26 protein-coding genes are annotated in these 26,051 nt (G+C 75.4%); 14 read left to right on the top strand and 12 right to left on the bottom strand.

Annotated elements, in window-relative coordinates:
* The first annotated feature begins 240 nt into the window (after positions 1–240).
* A complete protein-coding gene (locus ACFVS0_RS20975; RefSeq protein WP_430589030.1) occupies positions 241–747 on the top strand; it encodes a pyridoxamine 5'-phosphate oxidase family protein in 507 nt (168 codons plus the stop codon).
* A 7-nt stretch (positions 748–754) separates the two neighbouring features.
* On the opposite strand, the gene ACFVS0_RS20970 is transcribed toward ACFVS0_RS20975, so the two are convergent.
* Positions 755–1,852 carry an RDD family protein gene (locus ACFVS0_RS20970; protein ID WP_430589029.1) on the bottom strand — a complete coding sequence of 366 codons (1,098 nt, stop codon included), beginning with the start codon at positions 1,850–1,852 and terminating at the stop codon, positions 755–757.
* A 59-nt stretch (positions 1,853–1,911) separates the two neighbouring features.
* Positions 1,912–3,054 carry a PEP/pyruvate-binding domain-containing protein gene (locus tag ACFVS0_RS20965; protein ID WP_430589028.1) on the bottom strand — a complete coding sequence of 381 codons (1,143 nt, stop codon included), beginning with the start codon at positions 3,052–3,054 and terminating at the stop codon, positions 1,912–1,914.
* A 119-nt stretch (positions 3,055–3,173) separates the two neighbouring features.
* On the opposite strand from ACFVS0_RS20965, the gene ACFVS0_RS20960 reads away from it, so the two are divergent.
* Genes ACFVS0_RS20960 through ACFVS0_RS20950 form a run of 3 tightly spaced genes read left to right on the top strand, consistent with a single transcriptional unit; the run spans position 3,174 to position 4,721 of the window.
* A complete protein-coding gene (locus tag ACFVS0_RS20960; RefSeq protein ID WP_430549231.1) occupies positions 3,174–3,581 on the top strand; it encodes a DNA-binding protein in 408 nt (135 codons plus the stop codon).
* Positions 3,578–4,216: a transcriptional regulator gene (locus ACFVS0_RS20955; RefSeq protein WP_430589027.1), complete on the top strand. Its 639-nt coding sequence runs from the start codon at positions 3,578–3,580 to the stop codon at positions 4,214–4,216. Before ACFVS0_RS20960 ends, ACFVS0_RS20955 begins: the two co-directional genes overlap by 4 nt.
* A 34-nt stretch (positions 4,217–4,250) precedes the next feature.
* A complete protein-coding gene (locus ACFVS0_RS20950) occupies positions 4,251–4,721 on the top strand; it encodes a macro domain-containing protein (protein ID WP_430564926.1) in 471 nt (156 codons plus the stop codon).
* 18 nt (positions 4,722–4,739) lie between these two features.
* Here ACFVS0_RS20950 and ACFVS0_RS20945 read toward each other — a convergent pair whose 3' ends face one another.
* Positions 4,740–5,186, bottom strand: a complete 447-nt coding sequence (locus ACFVS0_RS20945) for a MarR family winged helix-turn-helix transcriptional regulator (protein WP_430564925.1) — start codon at positions 5,184–5,186, stop codon at positions 4,740–4,742.
* A 149-nt stretch (positions 5,187–5,335) separates the two neighbouring features.
* Here ACFVS0_RS20945 and ACFVS0_RS20940 point away from each other — a divergent pair, with 149 nt between their 5' ends.
* From ACFVS0_RS20940 to ACFVS0_RS20930, 3 genes are all read left to right on the top strand, one after another.
* Positions 5,336–6,529, top strand: a complete 1,194-nt coding sequence (locus tag ACFVS0_RS20940) for an MFS transporter (RefSeq protein WP_430584343.1) — start codon at positions 5,336–5,338, stop codon at positions 6,527–6,529.
* A 48-nt stretch (positions 6,530–6,577) separates the two neighbouring features.
* Positions 6,578–7,408: an aldo/keto reductase gene (locus ACFVS0_RS20935; RefSeq protein ID WP_430589026.1), complete on the top strand. Its 831-nt coding sequence runs from the start codon at positions 6,578–6,580 to the stop codon at positions 7,406–7,408.
* Positions 7,409–7,514: 106 nt separating this feature from the next.
* The gene (locus ACFVS0_RS20930; protein ID WP_430589025.1) at positions 7,515–8,264 is read left to right on the top strand and encodes an SDR family NAD(P)-dependent oxidoreductase; all 750 of its coding nucleotides are present in this window, start codon (positions 7,515–7,517) and stop codon (positions 8,262–8,264) included.
* Here the strand turns inward: ACFVS0_RS20930 and ACFVS0_RS20925 are convergent.
* Both ACFVS0_RS20925 and ACFVS0_RS20920 read right to left on the bottom strand, forming a co-directional pair.
* Positions 8,218–8,631, bottom strand: coding sequence for a DMT family transporter (locus ACFVS0_RS20925; RefSeq protein ID WP_430549224.1), 414 nt, complete (start codon positions 8,629–8,631; stop codon positions 8,218–8,220). The two genes, ACFVS0_RS20930 and ACFVS0_RS20925, sit on opposite strands and share 47 nt — an antisense overlap.
* A gap of 1 nt (position 8,632) precedes the next feature.
* Entirely contained in the window at positions 8,633–8,947 is a 315-nt protein-coding gene (locus ACFVS0_RS20920) for a DMT family transporter (protein ID WP_430549223.1), read from the bottom strand.
* Between the two features lie 100 nt (positions 8,948–9,047).
* Here ACFVS0_RS20920 and ACFVS0_RS20915 point away from each other — a divergent pair, with 100 nt between their 5' ends.
* Positions 9,048–9,611 carry a TetR/AcrR family transcriptional regulator gene (locus ACFVS0_RS20915; RefSeq protein WP_430589024.1) on the top strand — a complete coding sequence of 188 codons (564 nt, stop codon included), beginning with the start codon at positions 9,048–9,050 and terminating at the stop codon, positions 9,609–9,611.
* A 3-nt stretch (positions 9,612–9,614) separates the two neighbouring features.
* Here ACFVS0_RS20915 and ACFVS0_RS20910 read toward each other — a convergent pair whose 3' ends face one another.
* The 4 genes from ACFVS0_RS20910 to ACFVS0_RS20895 form a co-directional block, all read right to left on the bottom strand.
* Positions 9,615–10,214: a TetR/AcrR family transcriptional regulator gene (locus ACFVS0_RS20910; RefSeq protein ID WP_430549221.1), complete on the bottom strand. Its 600-nt coding sequence runs from the start codon at positions 10,212–10,214 to the stop codon at positions 9,615–9,617.
* Between the two features lie 51 nt (positions 10,215–10,265).
* Positions 10,266–10,994: an ABC transporter ATP-binding protein gene (locus ACFVS0_RS20905; protein WP_430549220.1), complete on the bottom strand. Its 729-nt coding sequence runs from the start codon at positions 10,992–10,994 to the stop codon at positions 10,266–10,268.
* Positions 10,991–12,169, bottom strand: a complete 1,179-nt coding sequence (locus ACFVS0_RS20900; RefSeq protein ID WP_430589023.1) for an ABC transporter permease — start codon at positions 12,167–12,169, stop codon at positions 10,991–10,993. Before ACFVS0_RS20900 ends, ACFVS0_RS20905 begins: the two co-directional genes overlap by 4 nt.
* Before the next feature lie 67 nt (positions 12,170–12,236).
* A complete protein-coding gene (locus ACFVS0_RS20895; protein ID WP_430589022.1) occupies positions 12,237–13,217 on the bottom strand; it encodes a DUF5937 family protein in 981 nt (326 codons plus the stop codon).
* Positions 13,218–13,304: 87 nt separating this feature from the next.
* On the opposite strand from ACFVS0_RS20895, the gene ACFVS0_RS20890 reads away from it, so the two are divergent.
* The 5 genes from ACFVS0_RS20890 (at position 13,305) to ACFVS0_RS20870 (ending at position 18,852) form a co-directional block, all read left to right on the top strand.
* A complete protein-coding gene (locus ACFVS0_RS20890) occupies positions 13,305–14,594 on the top strand; it encodes an MFS transporter (protein ID WP_430589021.1) in 1,290 nt (429 codons plus the stop codon).
* 80 nt (positions 14,595–14,674) lie between these two features.
* Positions 14,675–15,646 (top strand): CorA family divalent cation transporter, encoded by a 972-nt coding sequence (locus ACFVS0_RS20885; protein ID WP_430549216.1) that lies wholly within the window; start codon positions 14,675–14,677, stop codon positions 15,644–15,646.
* 60 nt (positions 15,647–15,706) lie between these two features.
* Entirely contained in the window at positions 15,707–16,456 is a 750-nt protein-coding gene (locus ACFVS0_RS20880) for a response regulator transcription factor (protein ID WP_430549215.1), read from the top strand.
* A 6-nt stretch (positions 16,457–16,462) separates the two neighbouring features.
* Positions 16,463–17,866, top strand: a complete 1,404-nt coding sequence (locus tag ACFVS0_RS20875) for an ATP-binding protein (RefSeq protein ID WP_430589020.1) — start codon at positions 16,463–16,465, stop codon at positions 17,864–17,866.
* A complete protein-coding gene (locus ACFVS0_RS20870; RefSeq protein WP_430564914.1) occupies positions 17,863–18,852 on the top strand; it encodes a TAXI family TRAP transporter solute-binding subunit in 990 nt (329 codons plus the stop codon). Before ACFVS0_RS20875 ends, ACFVS0_RS20870 begins: the two co-directional genes overlap by 4 nt.
* A gap of 3 nt (positions 18,853–18,855) precedes the next feature.
* Here the strand turns inward: ACFVS0_RS20870 and galE are convergent, their stop codons facing one another.
* From galE to ACFVS0_RS20855, 3 genes are all read right to left on the bottom strand, one after another.
* Positions 18,856–19,959, bottom strand: coding sequence for a UDP-glucose 4-epimerase GalE (gene galE, locus ACFVS0_RS20865; protein WP_430564913.1), 1,104 nt, complete (start codon positions 19,957–19,959; stop codon positions 18,856–18,858).
* 119 nt (positions 19,960–20,078) lie between these two features.
* A complete protein-coding gene (locus tag ACFVS0_RS20860; RefSeq protein ID WP_430589019.1) occupies positions 20,079–22,325 on the bottom strand; it encodes a HelD family protein in 2,247 nt (748 codons plus the stop codon).
* A 159-nt stretch (positions 22,326–22,484) separates the two neighbouring features.
* A complete protein-coding gene (locus ACFVS0_RS20855) occupies positions 22,485–23,477 on the bottom strand; it encodes an arabinan endo-1,5-alpha-L-arabinosidase (RefSeq protein WP_430589018.1) in 993 nt (330 codons plus the stop codon).
* Between the two features lie 340 nt (positions 23,478–23,817).
* Here ACFVS0_RS20855 and ACFVS0_RS20850 point away from each other — a divergent pair, with 340 nt between their 5' ends.
* Positions 23,818–25,896 carry a heavy metal translocating P-type ATPase gene (locus tag ACFVS0_RS20850; protein WP_430589032.1) on the top strand — a complete coding sequence of 693 codons (2,079 nt, stop codon included), beginning with the start codon at positions 23,818–23,820 and terminating at the stop codon, positions 25,894–25,896.
* Positions 25,897–26,051 lie beyond the last annotated feature (155 nt).

Here is a 26,051-nt window from a genome sequence, read left to right as displayed (position 1 = left end):
GATCCACCCTCTCCCACCCCCCCTCAGCGGCGGACGGGTCGGTGAAACCGTGCCGCAGCAGTCTGGTGAACGTACTGCTTCTGCGCCCCGGCACCGTCGTCATTCCGTGCTCTCCTGCTCGCCGCCCGATCACTTTCCAGCTTTCCGAGCCTAGCCCCGCACCGATGAATTCGGAGCGGGTGCGCGGTCCACACTTCGCAGGCACGATCCCTTTCAGGACCCGCTCAGGAGGAGGTCACCGTGTCCGGACACCAGCCCATCGCCGAGCTGCACCCCGGCTACAGCGACAAGGACGCGACCGCCCGTCCGTGGTCGGAGACGGTTGCCGTGCTGACGCGGGCGGAGGTGTTCTGGCTGTCCACGGTCCGGGCGGACGGCCGCCCGCACGTCACGCCCCTCGTCGGGCTGTGGACCGACGACGGCTTCGTCTTCTGCACCGGTCCCGGCGAGCAGAAGGCCCACAACCTCGCACACAGCCCGCACGTCGCCGTGACGATCGGGACCCCGGAGTGGGACGCCGGCCTCGACGTCGTCGTGGAGGGCGTCGTCGTCCGCGCCACCGGCGGCCCCGAGCTGCGTCGGCTGGCCGACGGCTTCCGCGCCAAGTACGGCGACGCCTGGGACTTCGAGAACGACGACGAGTCCTTCGACCCGCACGGCCAGCGCGCGCTCGTCTACCGCGTGGTGGTCGACAAGGTGCTCGCGTTCGCCAAGTCGCCGCACGGGCAGACGACGTTCCGGCCCTGACGTCGCGTCAGGGGGCGGGGTCGGCGTCGAGCGGGCGAGCGAGTCCCGCGCCGCACTCCCCGACCTCGGCGAGGGAGGTCGAGACCCACCCGTCGGCGAGGTCGTCGTGGCTCACGAGGGTCTCCGACCGGAGCGTCGTCGGGGTGCCGCCGGCCGTGTCCTGCGACGCCTCCGGCCAGGTTTCGTCGGCCCAGACCGCGTCGCCGTCGTCGGTGGCGGTCGTGGCGGGCTCGTCGTCGGCGGCGCGGGCCTCGAGCGTGGGGGTGCCGGTGGGCTGCGTCGGCCAGGCCGCGGGCACGGTCCACCGCGCGCCGAGGCGCCACGTCGCCGTCCCGTTGCGGCGGATGCCCAGCCGTGACTCCCAGCTCTCCGTGCGCTGCGCGACGATCGTCGCCGACGCGGTGACGTCGACGCTCTCGTCCGTGTACTCGCACACCCCGATGGCGACGGGACCCTCGGTCTGCGAGCCCGTGCCCGCCACGAGGCTCGCCGCGGCTGCTGCCGCGCACAGCACGAGTGCGACGCCGCCGGTGACGGGTCGCGGCCAGCGCAGCCAGGGCGCGTGCCGGTCGCGGGAGGCCCGCAGCCGGGCCACGAGCGGATGCGCCGGGGGCGCCGTGGTGCGGACGGCGACGGTGCCGAGCAGCGAGTCGGCGAAGGTGCGGCCGTCCTTCCGGAACGCGGAGCGCAGGTAGCCGATCAGCAGGATCGCGTCGAGCATGTGCGCGAACCAGCGCAGCACCGTTCCGAGCAGCCCGATCGGGCGGCCGGTGCGGTCGTCGACCACCGCGACGTGCGCCACCCGCTTGCCCGGCGTCGCGCCCGTGTACGCCTGGAGGATCCCGAGCGCCAGCAGGGTGCCGGCCGTCCAGGCCGCGCCGCCGGTCCCGCCGGGCTTGCCCAGGCCGGGGAGCGCGGCGAGCGTCGGCGCGGCGCCCGTCGCGAGGAAGACCACCGCCGCCACGATCGCGGAGTCGAGCAGCGTCGCCAGCACGCGCAGTCCCCACGCCGCCGGCGGGCGGTCGGGCGGGAACGGGCCGAGGGCGTGCTCGACGGGCCGCCCTGCCCCCGTGGAGGTGCCCCGAGGGGACGCCGTCGTCGTCATGGCCGGATGCTTCCACGAGCGGGCGAGCGCGTCCACGGGGCGTCCAGCCCGTGTCCAGGTCAGGGGGTCGCGACCGTGCCCGTGTCGCCGTCGACCGTCACCGTCGGGGCATCGCGCAGGACATCGGTCGCGGCGGGCACGCCGAGCACGGCGGGCAGCCGCAGCTCGCGCGCGACGATCGCCGCGTGCGACAGCAGCCCGCCCGTCTCCGTGACGACGGCGGCGACGACGCCGAACAGGGGCGTCCACGCGGGGTCCGTCTCGCGGCACACGAGCACGTCGCCGGGCTGCACGGCGGCGAAGCCGTCCGGTCCGTGCACCACCCGCGCCGGCCCGCTCGCCCGGCCGCCGCTGGCCCCCGTGCCCCGCAGCACGTCTGCGCGCCCACCACGCTCCGCGGGCGGCTCGGGGAGGGCCGCGGTGACGGGTCGGGCCTGGAGGAGCCAGACCGTGCCCGCGTCGTCCACCGCCCACTCGACGTCCTGCGGCCCGCCGCGCAGGTCGGCGACCCGCTGTCCGAGCGCGGCGAGGCGCAGCACGGTGTCGTCGTCGAGGCAGGGGCGGTCACGCTCCGACGCCGGGACGTCGCGGGTGGTCGTGCCGGCGCCCGGTCCGGTACGCGCGCGGTCGACGCGGGTGCGCTTGTCGCCGGTGCGGTGCTCGACGACGCGGCCGTCGGCGACGGTCCAGCGGTCGGGGCCGACGGCGCCCTGCACCACGCTCTCGCCCAGCCCCCACGAGGCCTCGACGACGGCGCGCCCGTCGCCCGTGAACAGCACGCCCGCCGCGCGCGCGTCGACCAGCCGCTGCACGACGACCGAGACGTCGGCAGGGGTGTGCAGGCCGGACGTCGCGGACCGGTAGGCCGTGGCGCGCGGGCCCGCCGCCGACGCGCGACAGGCTCGGACCGCCTCGACGACGCGGTCCGTGCCGACGGCGCCGAGCACCGTGGCGTACTGCCCGGCAGCCGACGCGCGGGCGCCGTCCTCGTCCGACGCCGACGACCGCACCGCCACGGGCGCGTGTCGCCCGAGCGTGTCGAGCGCACCGTCGACGGCGGCGACGAGGCCGTCACCGTCGAGGGAGGCCGGGACGACGAAGCCGTCCGGCACCGGCAGCCCGGCCCGCCGCAGCACGCCGAGCGCGGCGGCCTTGCCGCCGTGCGCCGGGGCCGCGTCGTCGAGCGGCACGACAGGCTCCACGCCGCACCTCCGTCCCTGGACGTCGTTCGCGAGCTCACCGACGGCGGCACGCAGGGACCGACGTCGGCGCTGCTCAACATATCGTTGACAACAGTTCGTTGATGGTGCACGGTCTCCGCATGGACCGCAAGCCTCACGACGCCGACGAGGGCGCCGCGCGCGCCGAGGCCGGCGCCCGCCGCGTGCTGCTCGACCTGGGTGCCGACGCGCTCGCGCCGCGGCCGTGGCAGCCGGCGTCCGTGCCGCCGTCGGCGACGGACCTCGTGCGCCACTACCTGTGGCGGTCCGCGCGCGGGGAGCTCACGCCCGAGCAGGACGCCGCCGGGGCGCTCGCCGCCCTGGCGCTCGTGCCCGCCGCGCGCGCCGAGGCGGAACAGCTCGAGACGGCGGCGCTCTTCTCCGCCCGCGCCGCCGGGCACACGTGGGGGCGGATGGCGTCGGCGCTGGGTCTCGGCTCCCCGCAGGCCGTGCAGCAGCGGCTCGACCGGCTCGTCGCACGGTCCGCCGGTGCGGGGGAGTCGCCGTGAGCCGTGCGTCGGAGCCCGAGTTCCTCGTGCTGCACGCCGTCCGCGTGCGGGGCACGGCGGACGACGGGGCCGTGGCCGAGCGGTCGGGGCTCGCGGCGGAGGTCGCCCGCGAGCTGCTGCTGGACCTCGAGGCGTTCGGGCACGTGACCTGGGCGGAGTTCGCCGGGACCGGCGGCTGGTCCCTCACCGGGCGCGGGCGGGCCGAGGACGAGCGCCGCCTCGCCGCCGAGCTGGCCGCCGACCCGACCGGCCGTGCCGCCGCCGTCGTGCGCGAGGCGGTCACCGCGTTCGACCCGCTGAACGCCCGGCTGCTCAGGGCGTGCACCGACTGGCAGCTGCGGCCCGCGGACGGCGGCCGGCTCGACGTCAACGACCACCGGGACGCGTCGTGGGACGGCCGCGTGCTCGCCGAGCTCGCCGACGTCGTCGACGGCGTGCGCCCGGTGCTCGCCGGGCTCGCGGGCGAGCTCGCCCGCTTCGCCGGCTACGACCTGCGGCTCGACGACGCCCTGGCCGCGGCGCGGGCCGGCGACGGCGCGCGCGTGGCCGGCCTGGGCACGGCCTCCGTCCACGGGGTGTGGATGGAGCTGCACGAGGACCTGCTCGCCACCGCGGGACTCCCGCGCGGCGCCTGAGATCGCTGTCGGTCCCTGCTGGCACCCTGGGCGGGTGACGGGACGGGCAGTGATCAGCGAGGCGAGCGGTGACCTGCTCGCGGCGGACGTCGACGCGCTGGTCAACGCGGTGAACACGGTCGGCGTGATGGGCAAGGGGCTCGCCCTGCAGTTCCGCCGCGCCTACCCGGCGATGTTCGACGACTACCGCGAGGCCTGCCGCTCCGGTGAGGTGCGTGTGGGGCGGATGCATGTGTGGGAGACCGGCGCGGACTCCGGCCCGCGGTTCGTCGTGAGCTTCCCGACCAAGGAGCACTGGCGCTCCGCGTCGCGCCTGGCCTTCGTCGACGACGGCCTCGTCGACCTCGCCGCGGTGATCCGGCGGCACGGGATCCGGTCGGTCGCTGTGCCCGCCCTCGGTGCCGGGCTCGGCGGACTCGACTGGGGCGTGGTGCGCCCGCGGATCGTGGCCGCGCTCGGGGAGCTCGACGGCGTCGACGTGCGGCTGTACGGGCCGCAGGGCTGACGCCCGGGCCGTGGGCCATCAGACCGCGGCGACCTCGTGCAGCGACGACGCGAGCGGCGCGATCTCCGGGATGTTCTCGGCGCGCGTGAGGGCGTCCTCGAGCGCGCGGTCGTGCGTGGGCCGGGCCTTCGTCAGCAGGGCCCGGCCGGCGGGCGTGAGCTCGGTGTAGATGCCGCGGCGGTCGTCGGCGCACAGGATGCGCGTGAGCAGGCCGCGGTCCTCGAGGCGGGTGACGAGGCGCGTCGTGGCGCTGCTGGACAGCGCGGCGGCACGCGCGAGCTGCTGCATGCGCATGTGCCAGCCGTCCTGGCGGCTCAGCGCGTCGAGCACGGTGAACTCCACGACGGAGAGCTGGTGCTCCTTCTGCAGCGCGCGCTCCAGGTCCGTCTCGATCAGCCCGTGCAGCGCGGCGAGCGTGCGCCAGCCGCGCGCGCGGATCTCGACGGCGTCGTCGGCGATTCCCATGTCGGCCTCCTCGCGGGCCCGTGGCGGCCCGTCGTCCGGGTCACAGCATAGCGCCTTGCGCCGATATAGCGCGTGTGCAACTATCTAGAACGTTGCGCGTGCAACTAGTGCACGCGCAACGTTCCCCGCTCCCCACCCTGGAGGCCTCGATGCCTGCCGCGCTGTACGCCCTCGCCCTCGGGGGCTTCGGCATCGGACTCACCGAGTTCGTCATCATGGGCCTGCTGCCGGAGGTGTCCGCCGACTTCGGCGTCACCGAGCCGGTGGCCGGCTACCTCATCTCCGGCTACGCCCTGTCCGTCGCCGTCGGAGCCATCGCCATGACCGCGGCGCTGTCCCGCATGCCGCGCAAGCGGGCCCTCCTGCTGCTCATGGTCCTGTTCATCGTCGGCAACCTGCTGTGCGCCGTCGCCCCCACGTACGGCATGACGATGGTCGGCCGGGTCGTCGCGGCACTGTGCCACGGCGCGTTCTTCGGGATCGGCGCGGTCGTCGCGGCCGACCTCGTGCCCGCGAACCGTCGCGCGGCCGCCATCTCGATCATGTTCGCCGGTCTGACTGTCGCGAACGTCGCCGGGGTGCCGCTCGGCACGTTCCTCGGCCAGGCGGCGGGCTGGCGGGCCACGTTCTGGGCCGTCACCGCGGTCGGCGTGCTCGGTCTGATCGGCATCGCCGTGCTCGTGCCGCGCACGGAGCACCGCTCCACCGGGTCGGTCCTCACGGAGTTCCGCATCTTCCGCGGCCGCCAGGTCTGGCTGTCCATGGCGGTGACCGTGCTCGGCTACGGCGGCATGTTCGGCGCCTTCAGCTACATCGCGTTCACGCTCACCGAGGTGAGCGGCTTCAGCAGCGCCGCCGTCCCGTGGCTCCTCGTCGTCTTCGGCGTCGGCACCGTCACGGGCAACGTGCTGGGCGGCCGGGCCGCCGACCGCAACCTCGTCCGGTCGCTCGTCACCGTGATCGCCGTGCTGGCCGTCGTCCTCGTCCTCTTCGCGCTCACGGCGCAGAGCCAGGTCGCGACCGTCGTCGGCCTGCTGCTCATGGGCGGCTTCGGCTTCGCCACCGTGCCCGCGCTGCAGACGCGCATCATGCGGTACACGGACGCGGCGCCGACGCTCGGCTCCGGCGCCAACATCGCCGCGTTCAACGTCGGCAACGCGTTCGGCGCGTGGGCCGCGGGCCTCGCCCTCGCCGCCGGCGCCGGCTACACCTCGCCTCTCTGGGTGGGCGCGGTCGTCACGGTCGCCGGGCTCGGCGTCCTCCTGGTCGCCGTGCGCACCCGGGGCGGCGAGCTCGCCCCGGCGCGCGACGCCGACCGCGAGCTCGCGCCCGCCGCCGTCTGACCCCACCCTCCTGAACCTCAGCCCCGCACCACCGGAAGGACCACTCCCATGACCGCGAACGTCCCCACCGTCACGCTCGCCGACGGCCGCACCATGCCCCAGCTCGGCTTCGGCGTCTTCCAGGTGCCCGACGCCGAGACCACGGCCGCGGTGAGCGCCGCGCTCCAGGCGGGCTACCGCAGCATCGACACGGCCGCCGTCTACGGCAACGAGCGCGGCGTGGGCCGCGCCCTGGCCGAGTCGGGCGTCGCCCGCGACGAGCTGTTCGTCACCACCAAGCTGTGGATCGACAGGCTCGGCCGCGCTGCGGCCCGCGAGGGCCTCGAGGAGAGCCTCGAGAAGCTCGGCCTCGACCACGTGGACCTGTACCTCGTCCACTGGCCCACCCCCGCCACGGACGACTACCTCGACGCCTGGCAGGGCCTGGAGGACCTGCGCGACGCCGGCCTCACGACGTCGATCGGGGTCTCCAACTTCCTGCCCGAGCACCTCGACCGCGTGGCCGCGCTGGGCGGCAGCACCCCGGTCGTGAACCAGGTGGAGCTGCACCCCGCGCTGCAGAACCGCGCGACCGTCGCCGCGAACGCCCGCCACGGCGCGGTGACCGAGGCGTGGAGCCCGCTGGCGCAGGGCGCCGTCCTGGGCGACGCGCCCGTGGTCGACGCCGCCCGCGCGCACGGCGTGACGCCCGCCCAGGTGGTGCTGCGCTGGCACCTGCAGCAGGGGCGTGTCGTCATCCCCAAGTCCGTGACACCCGCGCGCATCGCCGCGAACCTCGACGTCTTCGGCTTCGACCTGACGGACGCCGAGCTCGCCGCCATCGACGGGCTGGAGCGCGACGGTCGCACCGGGCCGCACCCGGCTGCGTTCAACGGCTGAGACGTCCGCTCGCGGCACGGAACGGCACGGCGTCGGCCACTACGATCGGGAGAGCCCGAGGTCGACGCCGTGCCGACCGGCATCCCCGCTCCGAGGAGACTCCCTCATGCCTGTCCCCACCCGCGTCGCCGTCGTCACCGGAGCCAGTAGCGGGATCGGCGCCGCCAGTGCCCGCGCCCTCGCGGCGGCGGGCTTCCACGTGGTCCTCGGCGCCCGCCGCATGGACCGGCTCGAGCAGGTGGCGGCCGAGACCGGCGGCACGGCGATCCCGCTCGACGTGACGGACGACGCGTCCGTCGCGGCGTTCGCCGCCGCCGTCGACGAGCGGCTCGGACGCTGCGACCTGCTCGTCAACAACGCGGGCGGCGCGCTGGGGACGGAGTCGGTGGCCGACGCCGACCTCGCCGACTGGCAGCGCATGTACGACGTCAACGTGCTCGGCACCGTCCGCGTCACGAAGGCGCTGCTGCCGAGCCTGGTCGCCAGCGGCGACGGGCAGGTCATCACCATCGGCTCCATCGCGGGGCGCGAGCCCTACAAGGGCGGCGCCGGGTACAACGCGGCCAAGCACGCCGAGGCCGCGCTGACCCGGGTGCTGCGCCTGGAGCTGCTGGGCCAGCCGGTGCGCGTCAGCGAGATCGACCCCGGCATGGTGCACACCGACTTCTCCCTGGTCCGCTTCAAGGGCGACCAGGAGAAGGCCGACGCCGTCTACGCCGGGGTCGAGCCGCTCACGGCCGAGGACGTCGCCGAGACGGTGGCGTGGATCGCCACCCGCCCGGCGCACGTCAACGTCGACCAGGTGCTGCTCATGCCCCGCGACCAGGCCGCGGCTCAGGTGGTCCACCGGCGCTGACCTCGCGCTCCTCCGCGCCCTCGTCGTCGTGCCCGACCACCTTGAGGCCGATGGCGCAGCCGATGATGCCGACGAGGAACAGCGCCTTGAGCAGCGACGCGGTCTCCGTGCCGCTGACCATCGCCCACGCGACCGTCAGCGCGGCGCCGACGCCCGTCCAGATGGCGTAGGCGGTGCCGATCGGGATGTGCTTCGCGGCGTAGCCCAGGCCGAGCATGCTCAGCGACAGGGCGACGACGAAGACGATTGTGTCGGCGGGCACGGTGAACCCGCGGCTCGCGTGCAGGGCGGTGGCCCAGACCGCCTCGAGGACGGCGCTGGCCAGCAGCACGCCCCAGGCGATGGTGCTCGTGTTCTTCGCGCTCATGTCAGCTCACCACCTTGAGTCCCACGACCGACCCGACCAGGCCGACCAGCAGCAGGGCGCGCGCGACCGTCAGCCGCTCGTCGCCGCGCACGATGGCGACCAGCACGGTGAGCACCGCGCCGATGCCCACCCACACCGCGTAGGCGGTGCCCACGGGGATCGTGAGCATCGCGTGCGCGAGGCCCCACATGCTCAGGGCCAGTCCGACGACGAACACCGTCGTCGGCACCGGGCGCTTGAAGCCGCGCGACGCGGCCAGCGCGGTCGCCCACACGGCCTCCATCACGCCGGCGGCGATGAGGATCAGCCAGTCCACGGCTCTCACTTCCCCTCGGTCGGGATCTGCTGGAAGGTCTTCGCACGATCGTGCGAAGACAGTTCTAGCACACTTTGCACGACTGTGCGAACATGGGCGGGTGCCCCAGAAGCTCGACCGTGACGAACGCCGCCGCCAGGTGTCCGAGGCCGCGTGGCGCGTCCTCGTGCGCGACGGCCTCGAGGCCCTCTCCGTCCGCAACGTGGCCGCCGAGGCCGGCCTGCCGCAGAGCTCCCTGCGCTACACGTTCCCCACCGTGGCCAGCGTGCGCGAGCGCGCCGTCGCGCTGGTGCTGGAACGGTTGCAGGAGCGGGTGGACGCCGTCGAGGAGGGCGACGGCTGGTCGCGCGCGGTGCTCGCGCAGCTCCTCCCGCTCGACGCCGAGCGGCGCACCGAGATGGAGGCCTACCTGGCCCTCGGGACCGCGGCCATGACCGACCCCGCCCTGCGCGACGGGCACCGCGCCGCGCAGGACGCCATCCGCGACGTGTGCGCGCGGGCGCTCGCCACCCTCGCCGGGGGCCCGCCGTCCGACGTCGAGGTGCGCGGGCTGCACGCGCTCGTCGACGGGATCGCGCTGCACGTCGTGCGCCAGGAGCCCGACGCCGACGCCGGCTGGGCGCTCGACGTGCTCGACGCGCACCTGGCGCGCGTGACCGGCTGAGGCTCAGGAGGTCGCGGCGCCGCCGTGCCCGTGCCGGGCGACGAACGGCGTCAGGAGCTCCTCGACGCTGCCCCAGACCTCGTCGAACGGGGCGCCGGACTCGAGCATCCGCGACGCGGCGTTGACGACGGCGTTGACCAGCTCGGCGGTGCGGCCGGGGTGCGGCACCTCGAGCGCGTGCAGGGTGTCGACCAGGGGGCGCAGGAGCTCGCCGTGCATGGCCTTCGTGCCCTGCGCCACCGCGGGGGCGGGGCCGGCGCTCGCCAGGGCGGTCGCGAGCGCGTGCTCGCCCTCGGCCACGAGCTCGAGGTTGGTCCGCGCGTAGGCGAGGACCCGGCCGGCGTCGTCGTCGGCGTCGTCCATGGCCCTCGCGACCGTCGCCGCCCAGCGGGGGAAGACGTCCTCGACCATCGCGCGCAGGAGGTCGTCGGCGGAGCGGAAGTACTGGTAGATGCTCGGCCGCGCGAGGCCGGAGCGCTCGGCGAGCGCCGCGAACGTGGGCGGTCGGCCGGTCTCGGCGAGGAGGGCACGCGCGGCGTCGAGGAGCGCCCGCTGCTGCGCCGCGCGGTGCTCGACGACGGTGGGGGCGCTGATGCGCGGCACGGGCACTCCTCCTCGCGGGTGCCCCGGGCCCGCGGGCCCGGGGCGTGACGGTCAGTCGACCAGTCTCCCATCCTCCATCCGCACCACCCGGTCGCAGTGCTCCAGGACGTCGTGGTCGTGGGTGACCATCACGGTCGCGACGCCGTGGTCGTGCGTCTCGGCCGCGAGGAGCTCGACGACGTCATGGCTGCGCGCCCGGTCGAGCGCCGCGGTCGGCTCGTCGACGAGGAGGAGGGCCGGGGCCGTCACCAGCGCGCGGGCGATGCCGACGCGCTGGCGCTCGCCGCCGGACAGCTCGTGCGGCCGGCGGCCGGCCTTGTGCGCCATGCCGACCTGCTCCAGGAGCTCGAGCGGCGACCGCGCAGAGCCTGCGACCTTGCGCCCCGTGGCGTGCAGGGCGAACCGCAGCTGGTCGACGGCGGTGAGCGCGGGCAGGAGGTTGCCGGACTGGAACACGAAGCCGATCCGCTCGCGCCGCAGCCGGGCCTGACCGGAGCCGGAGAGGGGGCCGACGTCCACGCCGTCCACCTGGACGGTGCCGGAGTCGGGCCGGGTCAGCGCCCCGGCGACGGCGAGCAGGCTCGACTTCCCGGCGCCGGACGGGCCGACGACGGCGAGCAGCTCGCCCGCCGGGACGGCGAGGTCGACGTGGTCGAGCGCGACGACGGTGGTGTCGCCGTCGCCGAGGGTGAGCACGACGTCGGTCAGGCGGAGGCCGTCGCCTGCGGCGGAGGGCCGCGCGGTGGCGGTGGTCGTCGTGGTGGGTGCGGGCTGGGTCATCGCTGTCCTCCGAGGGCGGTGAGCGGGTCGACGCGGGCGATGCGGCCGACGGCGGCGGCCGCGCCGAGGAGGCCGAGCACGACCAGCAGCGCGGCGGCGGCCGCCACCGGCACGGGCTCGAGCGAGAACGGCATGGGGGTGGACGTCAGGAGCGCGCCGAACCCGACGCCGACGGCGACGCCCACCGCGGTCGAGCCGACGAGGACGACCGCGGCCTGCCCCAGGGCGTCGCGCACCAGGTAGCCCGAGCGGGCGCCCATGGCGCGCGCGACGGCGATCTCGTGCCGGCGCTGGATGGTCCACACCGTGAAGAACGCGCCGACCACGAGGGCGGAGATGGCGTACAGGAACGTCTGGATGAGGTCGAGCGTGAGGGTCTCGGCCGCGTACCCCGGCGAGCCCTCGAACGAGTCCTCGAGGGGCACGGCGGCGGTCCCGGTGCCGGCACCGGCGGCCGCGAGGTCGAGGTCCGCCCCGTCGGACTCCGCGAGCGCGACGGCGGTCGCCTCGTCGTAGGCCTCGGGGCGCACCTCGTCGCCGGGTCCGGCGCCGGCGTGGATCTCCTGCCAGGTGGCGAGGGGGACGTACGCGACGTCCACGTGCCCGTAGGTGTGCTGGCCGTCGAGCACGCCGACGATCGTCAGCTCGGTGCCGAGCCGGTCGACCGTCACCGTGTCGCCGACCCCGAGCCCGAGGTCGGTGACGGTCTCGCTGACGACGATCCCGTCGTCCTGCGCGAGACCTTCGCCCTGCGCGACGAGGTCGGGCGCGGGCGCGAGGAACGAGTCGGGGTCGACGCCGAAGAGGGCCAGGTCGACCGCCTCGCCGTCCGGGCCCTCCGCGTTGACGAGCTGGTTGCCGAACAGCGCGGCGTCGGCGACGCCGTCCTCCTCGGCCCACCGTGAGCCCTGGTCCCGCTCCACCGTGCTGCGGGAGAACGCCGAGTCGACGGGGGTGCCCTCGTCGAAGGCGAACGCCGTCACGGGAAGCTTCTTGAGCCCGGAGACGCCGTCGTTCACTAGCCCCGAGGACAGCCCCGAGAGGATGACGACGAGGATCGCGACGAGGGCGACGACACCCCCCATCAGGCCGAACCGTGCCCGCGCGAACACCAGCTCGCGCCACGCCAGAAACATCGTGCTCCCTTCCGCGCCGGCACCAGTTGCCGACGTCATGTCGGGAACGATACCAACGCGGCGTCGGGAAACTGTCGGGATGCGGGAGCTCAGGCTGTGGGGTGGGTCACCGGGCCTCGCGGCCGCCGCCCGCCAGGGCGTCGCCCACCTCGGAGCGCAGGTACAGCACGGAGCGGCCGGCGCGGGCCGACGTCAGCAGGCCGGCGTCGCGCAGGACGCGCAGGTGCTGGTTGACGGCGCTGGTCGTCACGTCGAGGCGGCGGGCCAGCTCGGTGGACGACGCCGGGTGCTCCAGCGCGGTGAGCAGGCCCGCCCGCACGCGGCCCAGGACGGCGACGAGGGCGCGGTCCGCCACGTGCCGCTCCGCCTGCCACAGCGTGCCCGTGCCGCGCGCGCCGTACATGATCATCGGCGGCTCGGCCGGCGAGATCGGGGCGGACGCCGCCCGGGTGAACAGCGTGGGCACGAGCGTGAGCCCCGCCCCGGTGGTGGAGCGGCGGTGCTCGCCGCTGAGCGTCCCCAGGCGGACGCTCACCACGCCCTCGGCGAACGAGACCCGAGGGGAGAGGTCGGCGAACATCGCGCCCGCGCCGCGCGCCGAGATCACGGTGCCGCGGTGCACGACGTCGGCCTGCAGCACGGCACGCATCCGCGGCCAGACGGGCGCGAAGCAGGCGTCCCAGTAGCCGGTGAGCGCGTCGAGCATCCGGCGCCGCACGCGGGGGAGCGGGCCGCGCAGCGGAGCGGGCAGGCCGCCCGGGTGCACCGCGGCGAGGTCGTGCGCGACCACGGCGTCGTCGACGCCGGCCACGCCGGCGAGCTCGTCGTCGAGGCGGGTGAGCGGGCTGCCCGGGCGCGGCGTGAGGAAGTCCGGCGTCCACATCACCTCGTTGGTCAGCGCGAGCAGCATCTCGCCGTCGAGGGTCGGCCGGGCCTCCTGCACGCGGCGCAGCCACGGCAGGTGCACGGGGAAGCGGCCGGGGTCGCGCCACGCGCGCAGCGACAGCACCAGCTCGTTCAGCGGGGAGACGGCGAACCGGACGTCGGCGAGGTCCATGCCCGCCAGCTCGTAGTGCATCCAGCCCATCAGCGGCTCCGTCCCACGGTGTGAGCATAGATGTAGGCCAGCGCTACATCCGTTCCGGGTACGGACGGACGGGTCCCTACTGGTGCCGTGATCCAGACCCTCCTGCCGCGGGACCCCGTGGCGCGCGCCCTCACCGTCTCGACCATGGCGTTCGCCGCGTCGACGGGGATCTTCTACACCGTCTCCGTCCTGTACTTCACGCGCGTGGTCGGGCTGCCCGCGACCACCGTCGGGCTGGGCCTCGGCATCGCCGGCGGCGCGGGCGTGCTCGGGTCGTACCTCGCCGGGCGCTGGTCGGACCGGCGCGGCGCGCACCGTGTGCAGGTGTGGGGCCTGCTCGCACAGGCGCTGGCGCTGGCGGCGTACTCGTTCACCTCCGACGCGGTGAGCTTCACCGCCGTCGCCGTCGTCGTCAGCGCCGGACGCGGGGTGCAGTCCACCGCCCGGCAGGCGCTGCTGGCCCGGTGGTTCACCGGTCCCGAGCGCGTGGACGTCCGCGCCCGGCTGCGCGTCGTGACGAACGTGCTCATCGGGCTCGGCACGCTCGCCGCTGCCGTCGCGCTCCTGGTGGACACCGCGTCCGCCTACCGCACCGCGATGGTCGCGACGGCGGTGCTGCTGCTCGGCGCCGTCGTGCCGCTCGTCCGGCTGCCGCGCCGCGTGCCCGAGCTGGCCGCGCGGATGATCGCCGACGCGCCCGTCGCCGACACCCCGGACGCCGCCGCGGCCGCCGACCCCGTGCACCGGGCCGCGCCCGGGATGCACCCGCTGCGCGACCGCACGTACGTCGCCGGCGTCGTGCTCAACGCCGTCGTGGCCATGCAGTTCGGCGTCATGACCGTGGGCGTGCCGTTGTGGGTCGCGACCACCGACGCCCCGACCGCCGTCGTGTCCGCGCTGCTGGTGGTCAACACGGCGCTGGTGGCCCTGCTGCAGGTCCGCGCGTCCCGCGGCACGCACGAGGTGCGGGCGGCCGGCCGGGCCGTGCGTCGCGGCACCCTCCTGCTGGCCGGCGCCTGCGTGCTGTACGCGGCGGCCGGGCACGGCAGCCTCGTCGCCGCGACCGCGCTGCTGCTGCTCGCCGCCGTCGCGCACTCGCTCGGCGAGGTGCTGTCCGAGGCCGGCGGCTGGGGCATGGCGTTCGAGCTCGCCGACCCGCGCCGCGCCGGCGCCTACCAGGGCCTGTCGCAGACCGGCTACGCGCTCGCCGGCATGGCCGCGCCCGTCGTCGTCACCGCGCTGCCCATCCGGTTCGGCACCCCCGGCTGGCTCGCGCTGGGTGCGATCTTCGTCGCCGCCGGAGCCGGCGCGGCGCTCGTCGCGTCGCGAGCCGCTGCCGCCCGTCCGGTCGACGACGGGGTCCCCGCCGCCGCCTGACGCTCGGGTCGGCGGCCCGTGGATCGCCCCGGGCACGCGCCCACCGCGCCCTTCGGGCAGGTTCGTCCGAGAATGCGGGTGTGACGGACGAGGGGACGCGGGCGGGCGAGTGGTTCGTCGGGACGCACGGCGCGCCGGTGACGACCGCGGACGACGACCACCCGGCGCGCTGGCTGCACGTCACGGACAAGGAGGCGTTCCTCGCCGCGGCGCAGGAGATCGACCCGGCGCTGCGGGAGCGGCTCGCGCAGGTGCACGTGGTCGCGAGGGACGTGCCGAGGCGGCCGGCGGCCGCGGTGCGCTGGCTCGACGACGACTGGGTGGCGGTGCTGACCCCGACGGTCTGGTTCACGGAGGACGACCGGCAGGTGCACACGGGCGAGCTGGGCGTGCTCGCCGGCCCGGACGCGGTGCTGACGTTCGAAGCGGGTGGCGCGGGCGTGCGCGAGCACGCGATGGACCGGCTCCGCGGGCCGGGCCCCACGCACGGGTCGGGCGCGCAGCGGGTGGCGCTCGCCGTCGTGCTGGGCCTGGTGGGCGTGGCGTCCGAGGTGGAGGTGGCGCTCGGGGACGCCGTCGCGGACACCGAGCGCGTCGTCTTCGACCGCACGACGGCGGACCCGGTGCAGCGCCTGTACGACCTCAAGCGGGAGATCACCGAGGCGCGGCGGGCGCTGCTGCCCGTGTCGGCGGAGCTGCCGGAGCTCACCACCGACGAGCGCCGCGTCGTCGCCGACCGGCGCACGCTGGAGCGGGTGGCGTCGACGGTCGAGCGCATCGACCGGCACCTCGACGCGCACGACGACCTGCTCTCCGACATGCTGCAGGTGCACCTGTCCCAGGTGTCGGTGCGGCAGAACGAGGACATGCGCAAGATCTCGGCGTGGGCGGCGATCCTCGTGTACCCCACGGTGGTCGCCGGGATCTACGGCATGAACTTCCGCCACATGCCGGAGCTCCACTGGCTGCTCGGCTACCCGTTCGCGCTCGTGCTCATGGCCGTCGGTTGCGTGGTGCTCTACCGCGTCTTCCGTCGCGTGGGCTGGCTCTGACCGACCGGCGGGTGCTCCGCTACCCTGTGCGCTCCAGGCGCCCGACGGAGGGACGGTCCCGTGCAGCTGCTCGTGGTCGAGGACGACGACCATGTCGCCGGCGCGCTCGTGTCCGTGCTCGGACGGCACGGCTACGAGGTGGTCCGCGCCCGCGACGGCGCCTCCGCCCTGCGCGAGCTGAGCCCGCGCACCGACATGGTGCTGCTCGACCTGTCGCTGCCCGACATCGACGGCTTCGAGGTCTGCCGCCGCATCCGCCGCGTCTCGGACACCCCGATCATCATGGTCACGGCGCGCACCCGGCTCGACGCGCGCATCCGCGGCCTCGAGCTCGGCGCGGACGACTACGTGACCAAGCCGTACGACGTGCGCGAGGTGCTCGCCCGCATCGACGCCGTCATGCGCCGCGGCCGCGGCCGCGAGTGGGACGGCGCCCGCGCCGAGGCCGCCGACGCGCGCGTGCGCGTCCGCGGCCTGGTGGTGGACCTCGCGCGGCGCGAGGTGCGGCGCACGGCCGGCGCGGTGGGCGACCGGGTGGGCGAGGCCGTGGGCACCGTCGTCGAGCTGACACGCAAGGAGTTCGACCTGCTCGCGCTGCTGGTGCGCCAGCAGGGCTCGGTGCTCACGCGCGAACGGATCCTGCGCGACGTGTGGGGCTCCAGCTGGAAGGGCCTCGGCCGCACCCTCGAGGTGCACGTCGCGTCGCTGCGCCGCAAGCTCGGCGAGCCCGACGTCGTGGAGACCGTGCGCGGCGTGGGCTACCGGGTGGCGGCGCCCGACGGCGGTGGGCCCGCGGGCACGGGGGCGTAGAGGCCGATGCGGACCCGCCTGGCGATCATCCTGTTCGTGCCCTGCGTGCTGGTGCTGGCGCTGCTCGGCACCGCGTACGCGGGCAACGTCGCGCGGGCGAACCAGCAGGAGGTCTACCTCGACCGGCTCGCGGACGCGGGCTACCTGGTCATCACGGCCCGGCAGTCGCTGACCGCCGACGACCCGACGATCGTCGAGGGCGACCTGGACCGCTACCGCGAGGTGTACGGGGTGGCGGCCGCGGTCGTGGACCAGTCGGGCGCCACGTGGGCCAGCAACGGGCTCGACCCGCAGGAGGTGGACGAGCGGCAGGCGGCGCTCGCGGGCCGCCGCGGCGAGGCGGACCTCAGCTCGCTGCCGTGGAAGGCCGACCGGGTGGTGGTGGCCGAGCCCGTGTACGACGGCGGTGACCTCGTGGGCGCCGTCGTCACCGTGTCCGACGCGGAGGAGATCTCCCGCAGCATCTGGTCGAGCTGGGGCATCCTCGTCGCGGCCGGGCTGGCCATGTGCGTGCTGGCGGTCGTCATCGCGCACCGCACCGCGGGCTGGGTGCTGCGGCCGGTGCGCGCCGTCGACACCGCGATGGGCGAGATCGGCCGGGGGCGGCTCGACGCCCGCATCCCGCCGTCCACCGGGCCGCCCGAGCTGCGCGAGGTGATCACCCGGTTCAACGCGATGGCCGCCCAGGTGGAGCACTCCATGCACCGCCAGCAGGAGTTCGTCTCGAACGCGTCGCACGAGCTGCGCAACCCCCTCAACGCGCTGATGTTGCGCGTCGAGGACCTCGCCCTGTCCACGCCGCCCGAGCACGCCACCGAGGTGGCGCACGTGCGTGCGGAGGCGGTCCGCATGGCGCACATCCTCGACGCCCTGCTGCTCCTGGCCGACGACGCGAACCTGGCCGCGGGCGCCCACCCGCTGGACGTCGCCGACCTCGTCGCGCGGCGCGTGGACAGCTGGCGGCTGCTCGCCGTCGGGCGCGAGCTGACCTTCGACGACCCGGGTGACGGCGCGTGGGCCGAGCTGAACCCGATCGTGCTCGAGTGCGCGTTCGACGCCGTCCTGGACAACGCGGTGAAGTTCTCGCCCGACGGCGGCCGCGTCGAGGTCACGGTGACCGGTGGCGGGACGCCCGGCACCGGTGCCGTCGAGGTGGTGGTGCGCGACCACGGCGCGGGCGTGCCGCCCGAGGAGCTGGACCGGCTCGCGGAACGGTTCTGGCGCTCGCCCGGTCACAGCACGGTGCGCGGCTCGGGGCTGGGCCTCGCCATCGCGTCGGAGCTGCTCGCCACGGGCGGCGGCGGGCTGCGGCTGGGCCTGCCGGACGGTGGGGGCCTGGAGGTGCGGCTGTGCGTGCCCGCGCCGACGGCGGTCGGCGGCGCGCCCGTCGACGCGGAGGTGACGTCGTGAGGGCGGGGCGTTCCCCGGCGGCGCGCCTCGCGGTGCTGGTCGTCACGGTGCTCGTGGCGCTGCCGGTGCTCGCCGCGTGCGTGGGCGACGACACCGCCGGCGACCCCTGGGACGGGCAGCGCCCCGACGCGCTCACCGTGGCGACCGGCGGCTCGACCGGCATCTACCACGCGTACGGCACGGCGCTGGCGCAGGTGCTCGAGGACCGTTACGACGTGCCGGTCGCGGTCGACGAGTCGGGCGGGTCGGTGGAGAACCTCGAGAGCCTCGACGCCGGCACGGCGCAGGTGGCGTTCAGCGCCGCCGACGCCGCGCGGGACGCCGTCGCGGGCGGGGGCGAGTTCGACGAGCCGCTCGACGTCCGTGCCCTGGCCCGCGTGTACGACGACTTCCTGCACCTCGTGGTGCCGGCGAGCTCCCGGATCCGCAGCATCGACGACCTCCGGGGCAAGGACGTCTCCCTCGGGGCGCCGCAGTCGGGCACGGCCCTCATCGCCCACCGGCTGCTCGCGGCGGCGGACGTGCCCACCGAGGACCTCACCGACGCGAGGCTCGGCCTCGACGGCTCGATCGAGGCGCTGCGCGCGGGCGAGATCGACGCGTTCTTCTGGTCGGGCGGGCTGCGGACCCCGGGCCTGACGGCGCTCGCCGACGACGTGCCGGTGCGGCTCGTGCCCCTGGGCGACCTGGTCGAGGAGGTGCGCTCCCGGTACGGCAGCGGCTACCGGCACGGCATCGTCCCCGAGGGCATGTACGGGTCGTCGCGGGTGGTCGAGACGCTCGCGGTGCCGAACTTCCTCATGGTGCGCGCCGACATGCCCGACGCCGAGGCGCAGACCCTGGTGTCCACGCTGTTCGACGCGCGGGCGCAGATCGCGGCGCAGGTGCCGTCGGCGGCGAACCTCGACCGGGTGCGGGCGATCTTCACCGACCCGGTCGAGCTGCACCCCGGCGCGCTGCGGTACTACCGCGACACGAAGGACTGACGGCTACCAGGCCGCGGCGGCCGGCACGGCGGAGACGAGCCGCAGGCGGTGGCCGACGCCGCCGCGCCACGGGGCGGACGGCGCGAGGGACGTCGGGTACCCGGTGGGGTTGCGCTGGTGCCACCGCCACAGGTCGAGGCAGATGTCCTCGACGCCGCGGGTGGCACGCCAGCCGAGCTCGGCCTCCGCGCGGGCGGGGTCGGCGTACGACACGGAGACGTCGCCCTCCCGGCGGGCGGCGACGCGGTACGGCACGGTGCGCCCGGTGGCGGTCTCGAAGGCGCGGACCAGCTCGAGCACGCTGGTGGGGCGGCCGCTGCCGAGGTTCCAGGTGGACAGCTGCTCCTCGGCGTCGCCGAGCGCCGCCAGGGCGGCGACGTGCCCGGCGGCGAGGTCGTCCACGTGCACGTAGTCGCGCATGGCCGTGCCGTCGGGCGTCGGGTGGTCGACGCCGTGCACCTCGAGCCCGTCGCGCAGCCCGGCCGCGGCCTCCGCGACGGCGGTGAGCAGGCTCGCCGACGCCCCCGTCCGGTCGGGCCCGAGCGACCCCGAGGGGTGCGCGCCCGCCGCGGAGAAGTGCCGCACGACGCCCACCCGCAGGGCGGGGCCGGCGTCGGCCACGACGTCGCGCAGGATCTGCTCGTTCATCGCGTGGCTGCGGCCGACCGGGCCGGTGGGGGAGAGCGGCGCGTCCTCGGCGTGCGGCAGGTCGCGACCTTCGCCGTACACGGCGGCCGACGACGACACGACGAGGCGGTCGACGCCGTACCAGGCCATGCAGCGCAGCAGCGTGAAGGTGGTGCCGAGGTTGGTCTCGTAGCTGTCCAGCGGGCGGACGCCGCGGGCGCTCGGGCTCTTGATGCCCGCGAGGTGCAGCACGGCGTCGAAGCCCTCGGTGTCGAAGAGGCGCTCGAGGGCGTCGATGTCCGCCCCGTCGAAGACGTGCACCGGCACGGGCCGGCCCGCCAGGATCTCGACCCGCTCCAGCGCCGCCGGGACACCCCGGGAGAAGTCGTCCACCACGACGACGTCGTGCCCGGCCCCGAGCAGCCGGAGCACCGTGTGAGACCCGACGTACCCGGCGCCTCCGGTCACCAGGACGCGCATGGGGGTTCCTCGCTTCACGGCTCACGGCGGTTGATGTCGCGTCGTCATCCTCGTGGCCGGGCGCGGGCGCACGCAGGCGATTTGAGGAAGGTCAGAGGGTGCAAACCGGCATCGAACCGTCACAGCACGGCGATCTGGCCCAGCTCCTGCGTGCACCGGGTGAGCGCCACGTAGAGCCCGTTCCAGCCGCGCGGCTCGGCCGTGATGCCGTCCGGGTCGACCACGACGGCGGCGTCCCACTCGAGGCCCTTCGCGTCGGTCGCGGACAGCACGGGCACGCCGTCCGGCAGCGTGTCGCGCAGCGCGGCGAGCCGGGTCGTGGGCGCGACGACGCCGACCGTGCCGCCCGCGTAGCGCCCGGCCATCCCGGCGACGGCGTCGGAGACGACCGCCGGCCACGTGCGCTCGTCGGTCTCGGCCCGCCAGGGCGCGACCGGGGCGGAGCGGACGGCGCGCGGCGGGGCGTTGCGGCTCCCCGCGCGGCGCAGCACCGGGACGGTCAGCTCCATGACCTCGCGCGGGGTGCGGTAGCAGATCGTCAGGTCGGCCCGCCGCCAGCGGTCGCCGAGGGCGTCTCCGACGGCCTCGCCCCAGTCGGTCTGCCGGTGCGCGGACGAGGCCTGGTCGATGTCGCCGACGGCGGTGACGGACCGGGTGGGGCAGCGGCGCACCACCATGTGCCACTGCATGCCGGACAGCTCCTGCGCCTCGTCCACCACCACGTGGCCGTACGCCCAGTCGCGGCGGGCGGCGGCGCGCGCGGCGACGAACACGCCGTCGCGGGTGTCCTCGCCGGTCTCGTCGCCGGCGCCGTCGAGCGGGTCGCCGAGCAGGTCGGCGAGGGCGTCGAGGAGCGGCACGTCGCTGCTCGACCAGCCGTCCTCGCCGCCGGCCGGCTCGGCGACCACGCGGGCGACGTCCGCGGCGGTGAGGTCGGTGGCGTGCGCGGCCAGGAGGTCGGCGTCGCGCAGCAGGCGGGCGAGCTCGGCGGCCGGGTCGCGGCGCGGCCACCACGCGTCGAGCGCCGCGGCGACGCCGCGGTCGGCCGCGACGCGCACCCGCAGCGCCTCGAGGTCGGACTCGGACAGCACGCCGTCGACGTCGGAACCGGTCGCACCGGTGGGCACGGCCCGGTCGTCGGCGGCGGCCAGGCGGGCGTCGAGCTGGCCCAGCACGTCCTCGAAGCCCTCCTCGGCGCGGGCGAGCAGCTCGGCCTGGCGGTCGGCGACGGCGTCGACGAGGAGCTCGTGCACCCGCTCGGTCACGCGCTCGCGGGCCTGGTGGTACGAGCCCGCACCCACCGCACCGCGGCGCGCGGCCGCCAGCTGCGCCGCGGACAGCACGTGCTCCTCGCCGTCGAGCGCCAGCGCGAGCGGCCCGTCGTCCGGCTCGAGCGACGCGACGAACCGGCGCAACGCGGGGAGCCACGACGACCGACCCTTGAGCTCCGCGACGTCGCGCCCCTCGGCGCGCGTGGGCCGCACGCCCGGCACCAGCGTGTCGCACGTGGCGGAGACGACCGCCGTCTCCCCGAGCGCCGGGAGCACCTGGGCGATGTAGTCGAGGAAGCGCGTCGACGGCCCCAGCACGAGCACGCCGCGCTCCGCCAGGTGCGGCTGCGCGAACAGCAGGTAGGCGACGCGGTGCAGCGCCACGACCGTCTTGCCCGTGCCCGGGCCGCCCTGCACCACCAGCGGGGTGCGGGCGTCGGCGCGCACGACGTCGTCCTGCTCGCGCTGCAGGGTGGCGACGGCGGTGCCCATCCGGCCGGTGCGCCGCTCGTCCAGCGCGGCGAGCAGCGCTCCCTCGCCGACCAGGCCGGAGTCGTCCAGCCCGCCGTCGAGCGGCTCGTCGTCGACGCCGACCACCTCCGGCCCGCGCGTGCGCACGTGCCGGCGGCGGCGCACGCCCTGCGGGTCCACCGGCGTCGCCGTGTAGAACGGCCGGGCGACGGCGGCGCGCCAGTCCACGACCAGCGGCTCGTCGTCCTCGGTGGCGCCGGGCAGCCCGACGCGGCCGAGCCGCCGCACCGAGCCGTCGTCACCGTCGAGCCGGCCGAAGACCAGGCCGTGGTCCGCCGCCCGGAGCTCCGCGCGCCGCGCCCGCAGCCGCGCGATCCGGGCGCGGGCGGCGGCGTCCTCGGGGCGGGCGGCCGTCAGCGTGACCTCCAGCTCGTCGAGCACCGTGGCGCGTCGTGACCATGCGGCGTCGAGGGCGGCCTGCTCCTCCTCGAGCGCGCCCGCGACGGCGTCGTCGACGGCGTCGGAGGTCGTGGCGGAGGTCGTGGCGGAGGTCGTGGCGGAGGTCGTGTCGGAGCTGGCACCGACGGTGGTGACGGAGGGGTACGGGGTGGCGGGCTGGGGCACGAGACCTCTTTCGTACGGTGTACGGGGCCCTGCCCCAACGCGCCGCCTCCCGCGATTGTTCCCCGCGCGCCCGAACCGCAGCGCCGAACAGGCGGTTGCGCGCGTTCTCTGGCGTCAGAACGTGCGCAACCGCCTGTTCGGCAGGGGAGGGCGGCGCTGTCAGTAGACGTACGGCCACCCGGCGTCGTCGTAGCCGAGCAGGTTGATGCCGAGGAACGACGCTCCCGAGTCGGCGTAGTAGTGGTACATCAGCACGTCGGCGTCGACGTCGGAGAAGACGGTCTGGTGGCCGGGCCCGTGGATCGACCCGTGCCCGGCGAGCACCTGCGTGCCGCCACCCTGGGTCATGGGGACGCCGGCGCGGTCGACGTACGGGCCGGTGACCGACGTCGAGCGCCCGACCATGACGCGGTAGGTGGAGTCGGCGCCCTGGCAGCACGCGTCGAACGACACGTAGAGGTAGTAGTGGTCGCCGCGGCGGTGGATGGTGGGCGCCTCGATCGCGCCGCCGCCGCGTTCGGCGAGCGCGTGGAACGCGGAGCCCGAGCGCAGGCCCGACCCCGGGTCGAGGCGGATCATCTTGATGCCCGACCAGAACGAGCCGAAGCTCAGCCACCACCGGCCGTCGCCGTCCACGACGAGCGCGGGGTCGATCGCGTTGAAGTCGTCGGAGGTGCTCGACTCGACGACCTTGCCGCGGTGCGTCCACGTGCCCGGGTCGCCGGTGGGGCTCGTGGCCAGGAAGATCGCGGACCGGTTCACGCCGAACGACGACGCCGAGTACCAGAGGTAGTACTGCCCGTTCGCGTGGTGGATCTCCGGCGCCCACAGGTGCGTGCCGCCGCCGGTGTACGGGTCGGCCCAGGGCGTGCCGCCGGGGAACGCGGCGCCGACCTCCGTCCAGCGCGTGCGGTCCGTGGACGTCTTGAGGCGGACGCCCTCGCCGGTGCCGGCGACGAGGTAGGTGCCGTCGGGCTTCCGCACGACGTCGGGGTCGTGCACCCCGGTGTCGCCGGTGACAACGCCGGGGCCGGGATAGTCGGCGGCGGCGGCGGTCGTGGTGACGGCGGCGGAGCCGACCACCAGCGCGGCCGCGGTGACGGCGGTGGTCGCGCTGGCGGCGAGCCTGGTCCAGGCGGTGCGGGCGTTCATGGTGCTCCTCTTCGTCGAGGGATCTCAGTGAGCGTTCGCGTGCCCGGGGAATTTTTCCATCGTTGTAGAAGCGCCGCAAGGGTGACGGTGCAGGTCGGAGGGGCGACGTCGGCTCGTCAGGGGTCGCGGAATACGGGCGGGGGGTATATGGTTGGCGGCAGGACGGTACCCCTAGGGGGTATCAGTCGAGATCGCGAACCCGTCCGTCCGAGGCAAGGATCGAGCTGTGGACCACTCCTCTCACGACCAGCACACGGGGCACCGGGGCCCCGACGCCGCACGCGTCCTGGAGCACGACCACCACGCGCACGAGGGCCACGACGCGCACGCCGGCCACGACATGTCGGGCCATGACATGTCGGGCCATGACATGTCGGGCCATGACATGTCCGGCCACGGCGGCCACGCGGGCCACGGCGATCACGTGGGCCAGTTCCGCCGGCTGTTCTGGATCATGCTGGCGCTGGCGGTGCCGACCGTCGCACTGTCGCCGATGTTCGCGATGGTGCTCGGCTACGAGCTCCCGGACGCGGCGTGGGTCGACTGGGTCTCGCCGGTGCTCGGCACGGTGATCTACGTGTGGGGCGGTCGGCCGTTCCTCACGGGCGCGGTGTCGGAGCTCAGGGCCCGCAAGCCCGGGATGATGCTGCTCATCGGCCTGGCGATCACGGTCGCCTTCGTCGCGTCGCTGGGCGCCAGCGTCGGCGTGCTCGACCACCAGCTCGACTTCTGGTGGGAGCTCGCGCTGCTGGTCGTCATCATGCTGCTGGGCCACTGGATCGAGATGCGGTCCCTGGCGCAGACCACCTCCGCGCTCGACTCGCTGGCGGCGCTGCTGCCGGACGAGGCGGAGCGCGTCGAGCAGGGCACGGCGGGCGAGCAGGTCGTCACGGTGTCGCCGTCGGACCTCCGCGTGGGCGACGTCGTCCTGGTGCGGCCGGGCGGCAGCGTCCCCGCCGACGGTCGCGTGGTCGACGGCCGCGCCGAGATGGACGAGTCGATGGTGACGGGCGAGTCGCGCACCGTGGGCCGCACCGTGGGCGACGCCGTCACCGCCGGCACGGTCGCGACCGACTCCGGCCTGCGCGTCGAGGTCACGGCGACCGGCGACGACACCGCGCTCGCCGGCATCCAGCGGCTGGTGGCCGAGGCGCAGGCGTCGTCGTCGCGGGCCCAGCGGCTCGCCGACCGCGCGGCGGGGTGGCTCTTCTGGTTCGCGCTGGGCGCCGCGGTCGTCACCGCCCTCGCCTGGACGGCTCTCGGGCTGCCGGACGACGCCGTGGTCCGCACCGTCACCGTCCTCGTCATCGCCTGCCCCCACGCGCTGGGCCTGGCCATCCCGCTGGTGGTCTCCATCGCGACCGAGCGGGCCGCCCGCGGGGGCGTGCTCATCAAGGACCGCCTGGCGCTGGAGAGCATGCGCACCGTGGACGCCGTCCTGTTCGACAAGACCGGCACGCTGACCAAGGGCGAGCCGACGGTCGCGGACGTCGCGGCGGTCGGCGACGTGGACGCCGACACGGTCCTCGCGCTCGCCGCGTCCGCCGAGGCGGACAGCGAGCACCCGCTCGCCCGGGCGATCGTCCGGGCGGCCGAGGCCCGCGGCCTCGACGTCCCGCGCGCGACGGACTTCGCGTCGTCCCCCGCCGTCGGCGTGGTCGCGACGGTCGACGGGCACGAGGTGCGCGTCGGGGGCCCGCGCCTCCTCGAGGAGCAGCTCGGGGAGCAGGGCGCCGGCGAGGTCCCGCAGGCGGACGCCTGGCGCGCGGACGGCGCGATCATCCTGCACGTGCTGCGCGACGGCGCCGTCGTCGGCGGGCTGAAGCTCGCGGACGAGGTGCGGCCGGAGTCCGCCGAGGCGGTCGCGGCCCTGCACCGGCGGGGCGTGCAGGTCGTGATGATCACGGGAGATGCCGAGGCGGTGGCCCGCTCGGTCGCCGACGAGCTCGGCGTCGACCGGTACTTCGCCGGTGTGCGGCCGGAGGACAAGTCGGCGCGCGTGGCCGGGCTGCAGGCCGAGGGCCACCGGGTCGCGATGGTCGGCGACGGCGTCAACGACGCCCCCGCGCTCGCGCAGGCGGACGTCGGCATCGCGATCGGCGCCGGCACGGACGTCGCCATCGCGTCGGCCGGCGTCATCCTCGCCAGCGACGATCCCCGGTCCGTGCTGTCCGTGATCGAGCTGTCGCGGGCCAGCTACCGCAAGATGAAGCAGAACCTGTGGTGGGCGGCGGGCTACAACCTGCTGTCCGTGCCGCTGGCGGCGGGCGTGCTCGCCCCCGTCGGGTTCGTGCTGCCGATGTCCGTCGGCGCGCTGCTGATGTCGCTGTCCACCGTGGTGGTGGCGCTCAACGCGCAGCTGCTGCGACGGCTGGACCTGCGGCCCGACGTCGCCACCCGGGGGGTGCTGGACCGCTGACGGCGGGGCCCTGAGCTCGGTCCTCCGGTGGGGGGGGGGGTGGGAGCCCAAACAAGCCCCTCCCGAAAGAACACACCCAGTTCCCGAGAGCTCGAAGCGGGAGGAAGGGTAGGGCAACCCGGTTCCCAAGGGATCTGCGACGGAGGTGGTTCTTC

The sequence above is a fragment of the Isoptericola sp. NPDC058082 genome, assembly GCF_042885055.1.
Classification (GTDB): Bacteria; Actinomycetota; Actinomycetes; order Actinomycetales; family Cellulomonadaceae; genus Isoptericola.
The sequence above is the reverse complement of the archived record's forward strand: the minus strand, read 5'-3'. Positions and strand labels throughout refer to the sequence as shown.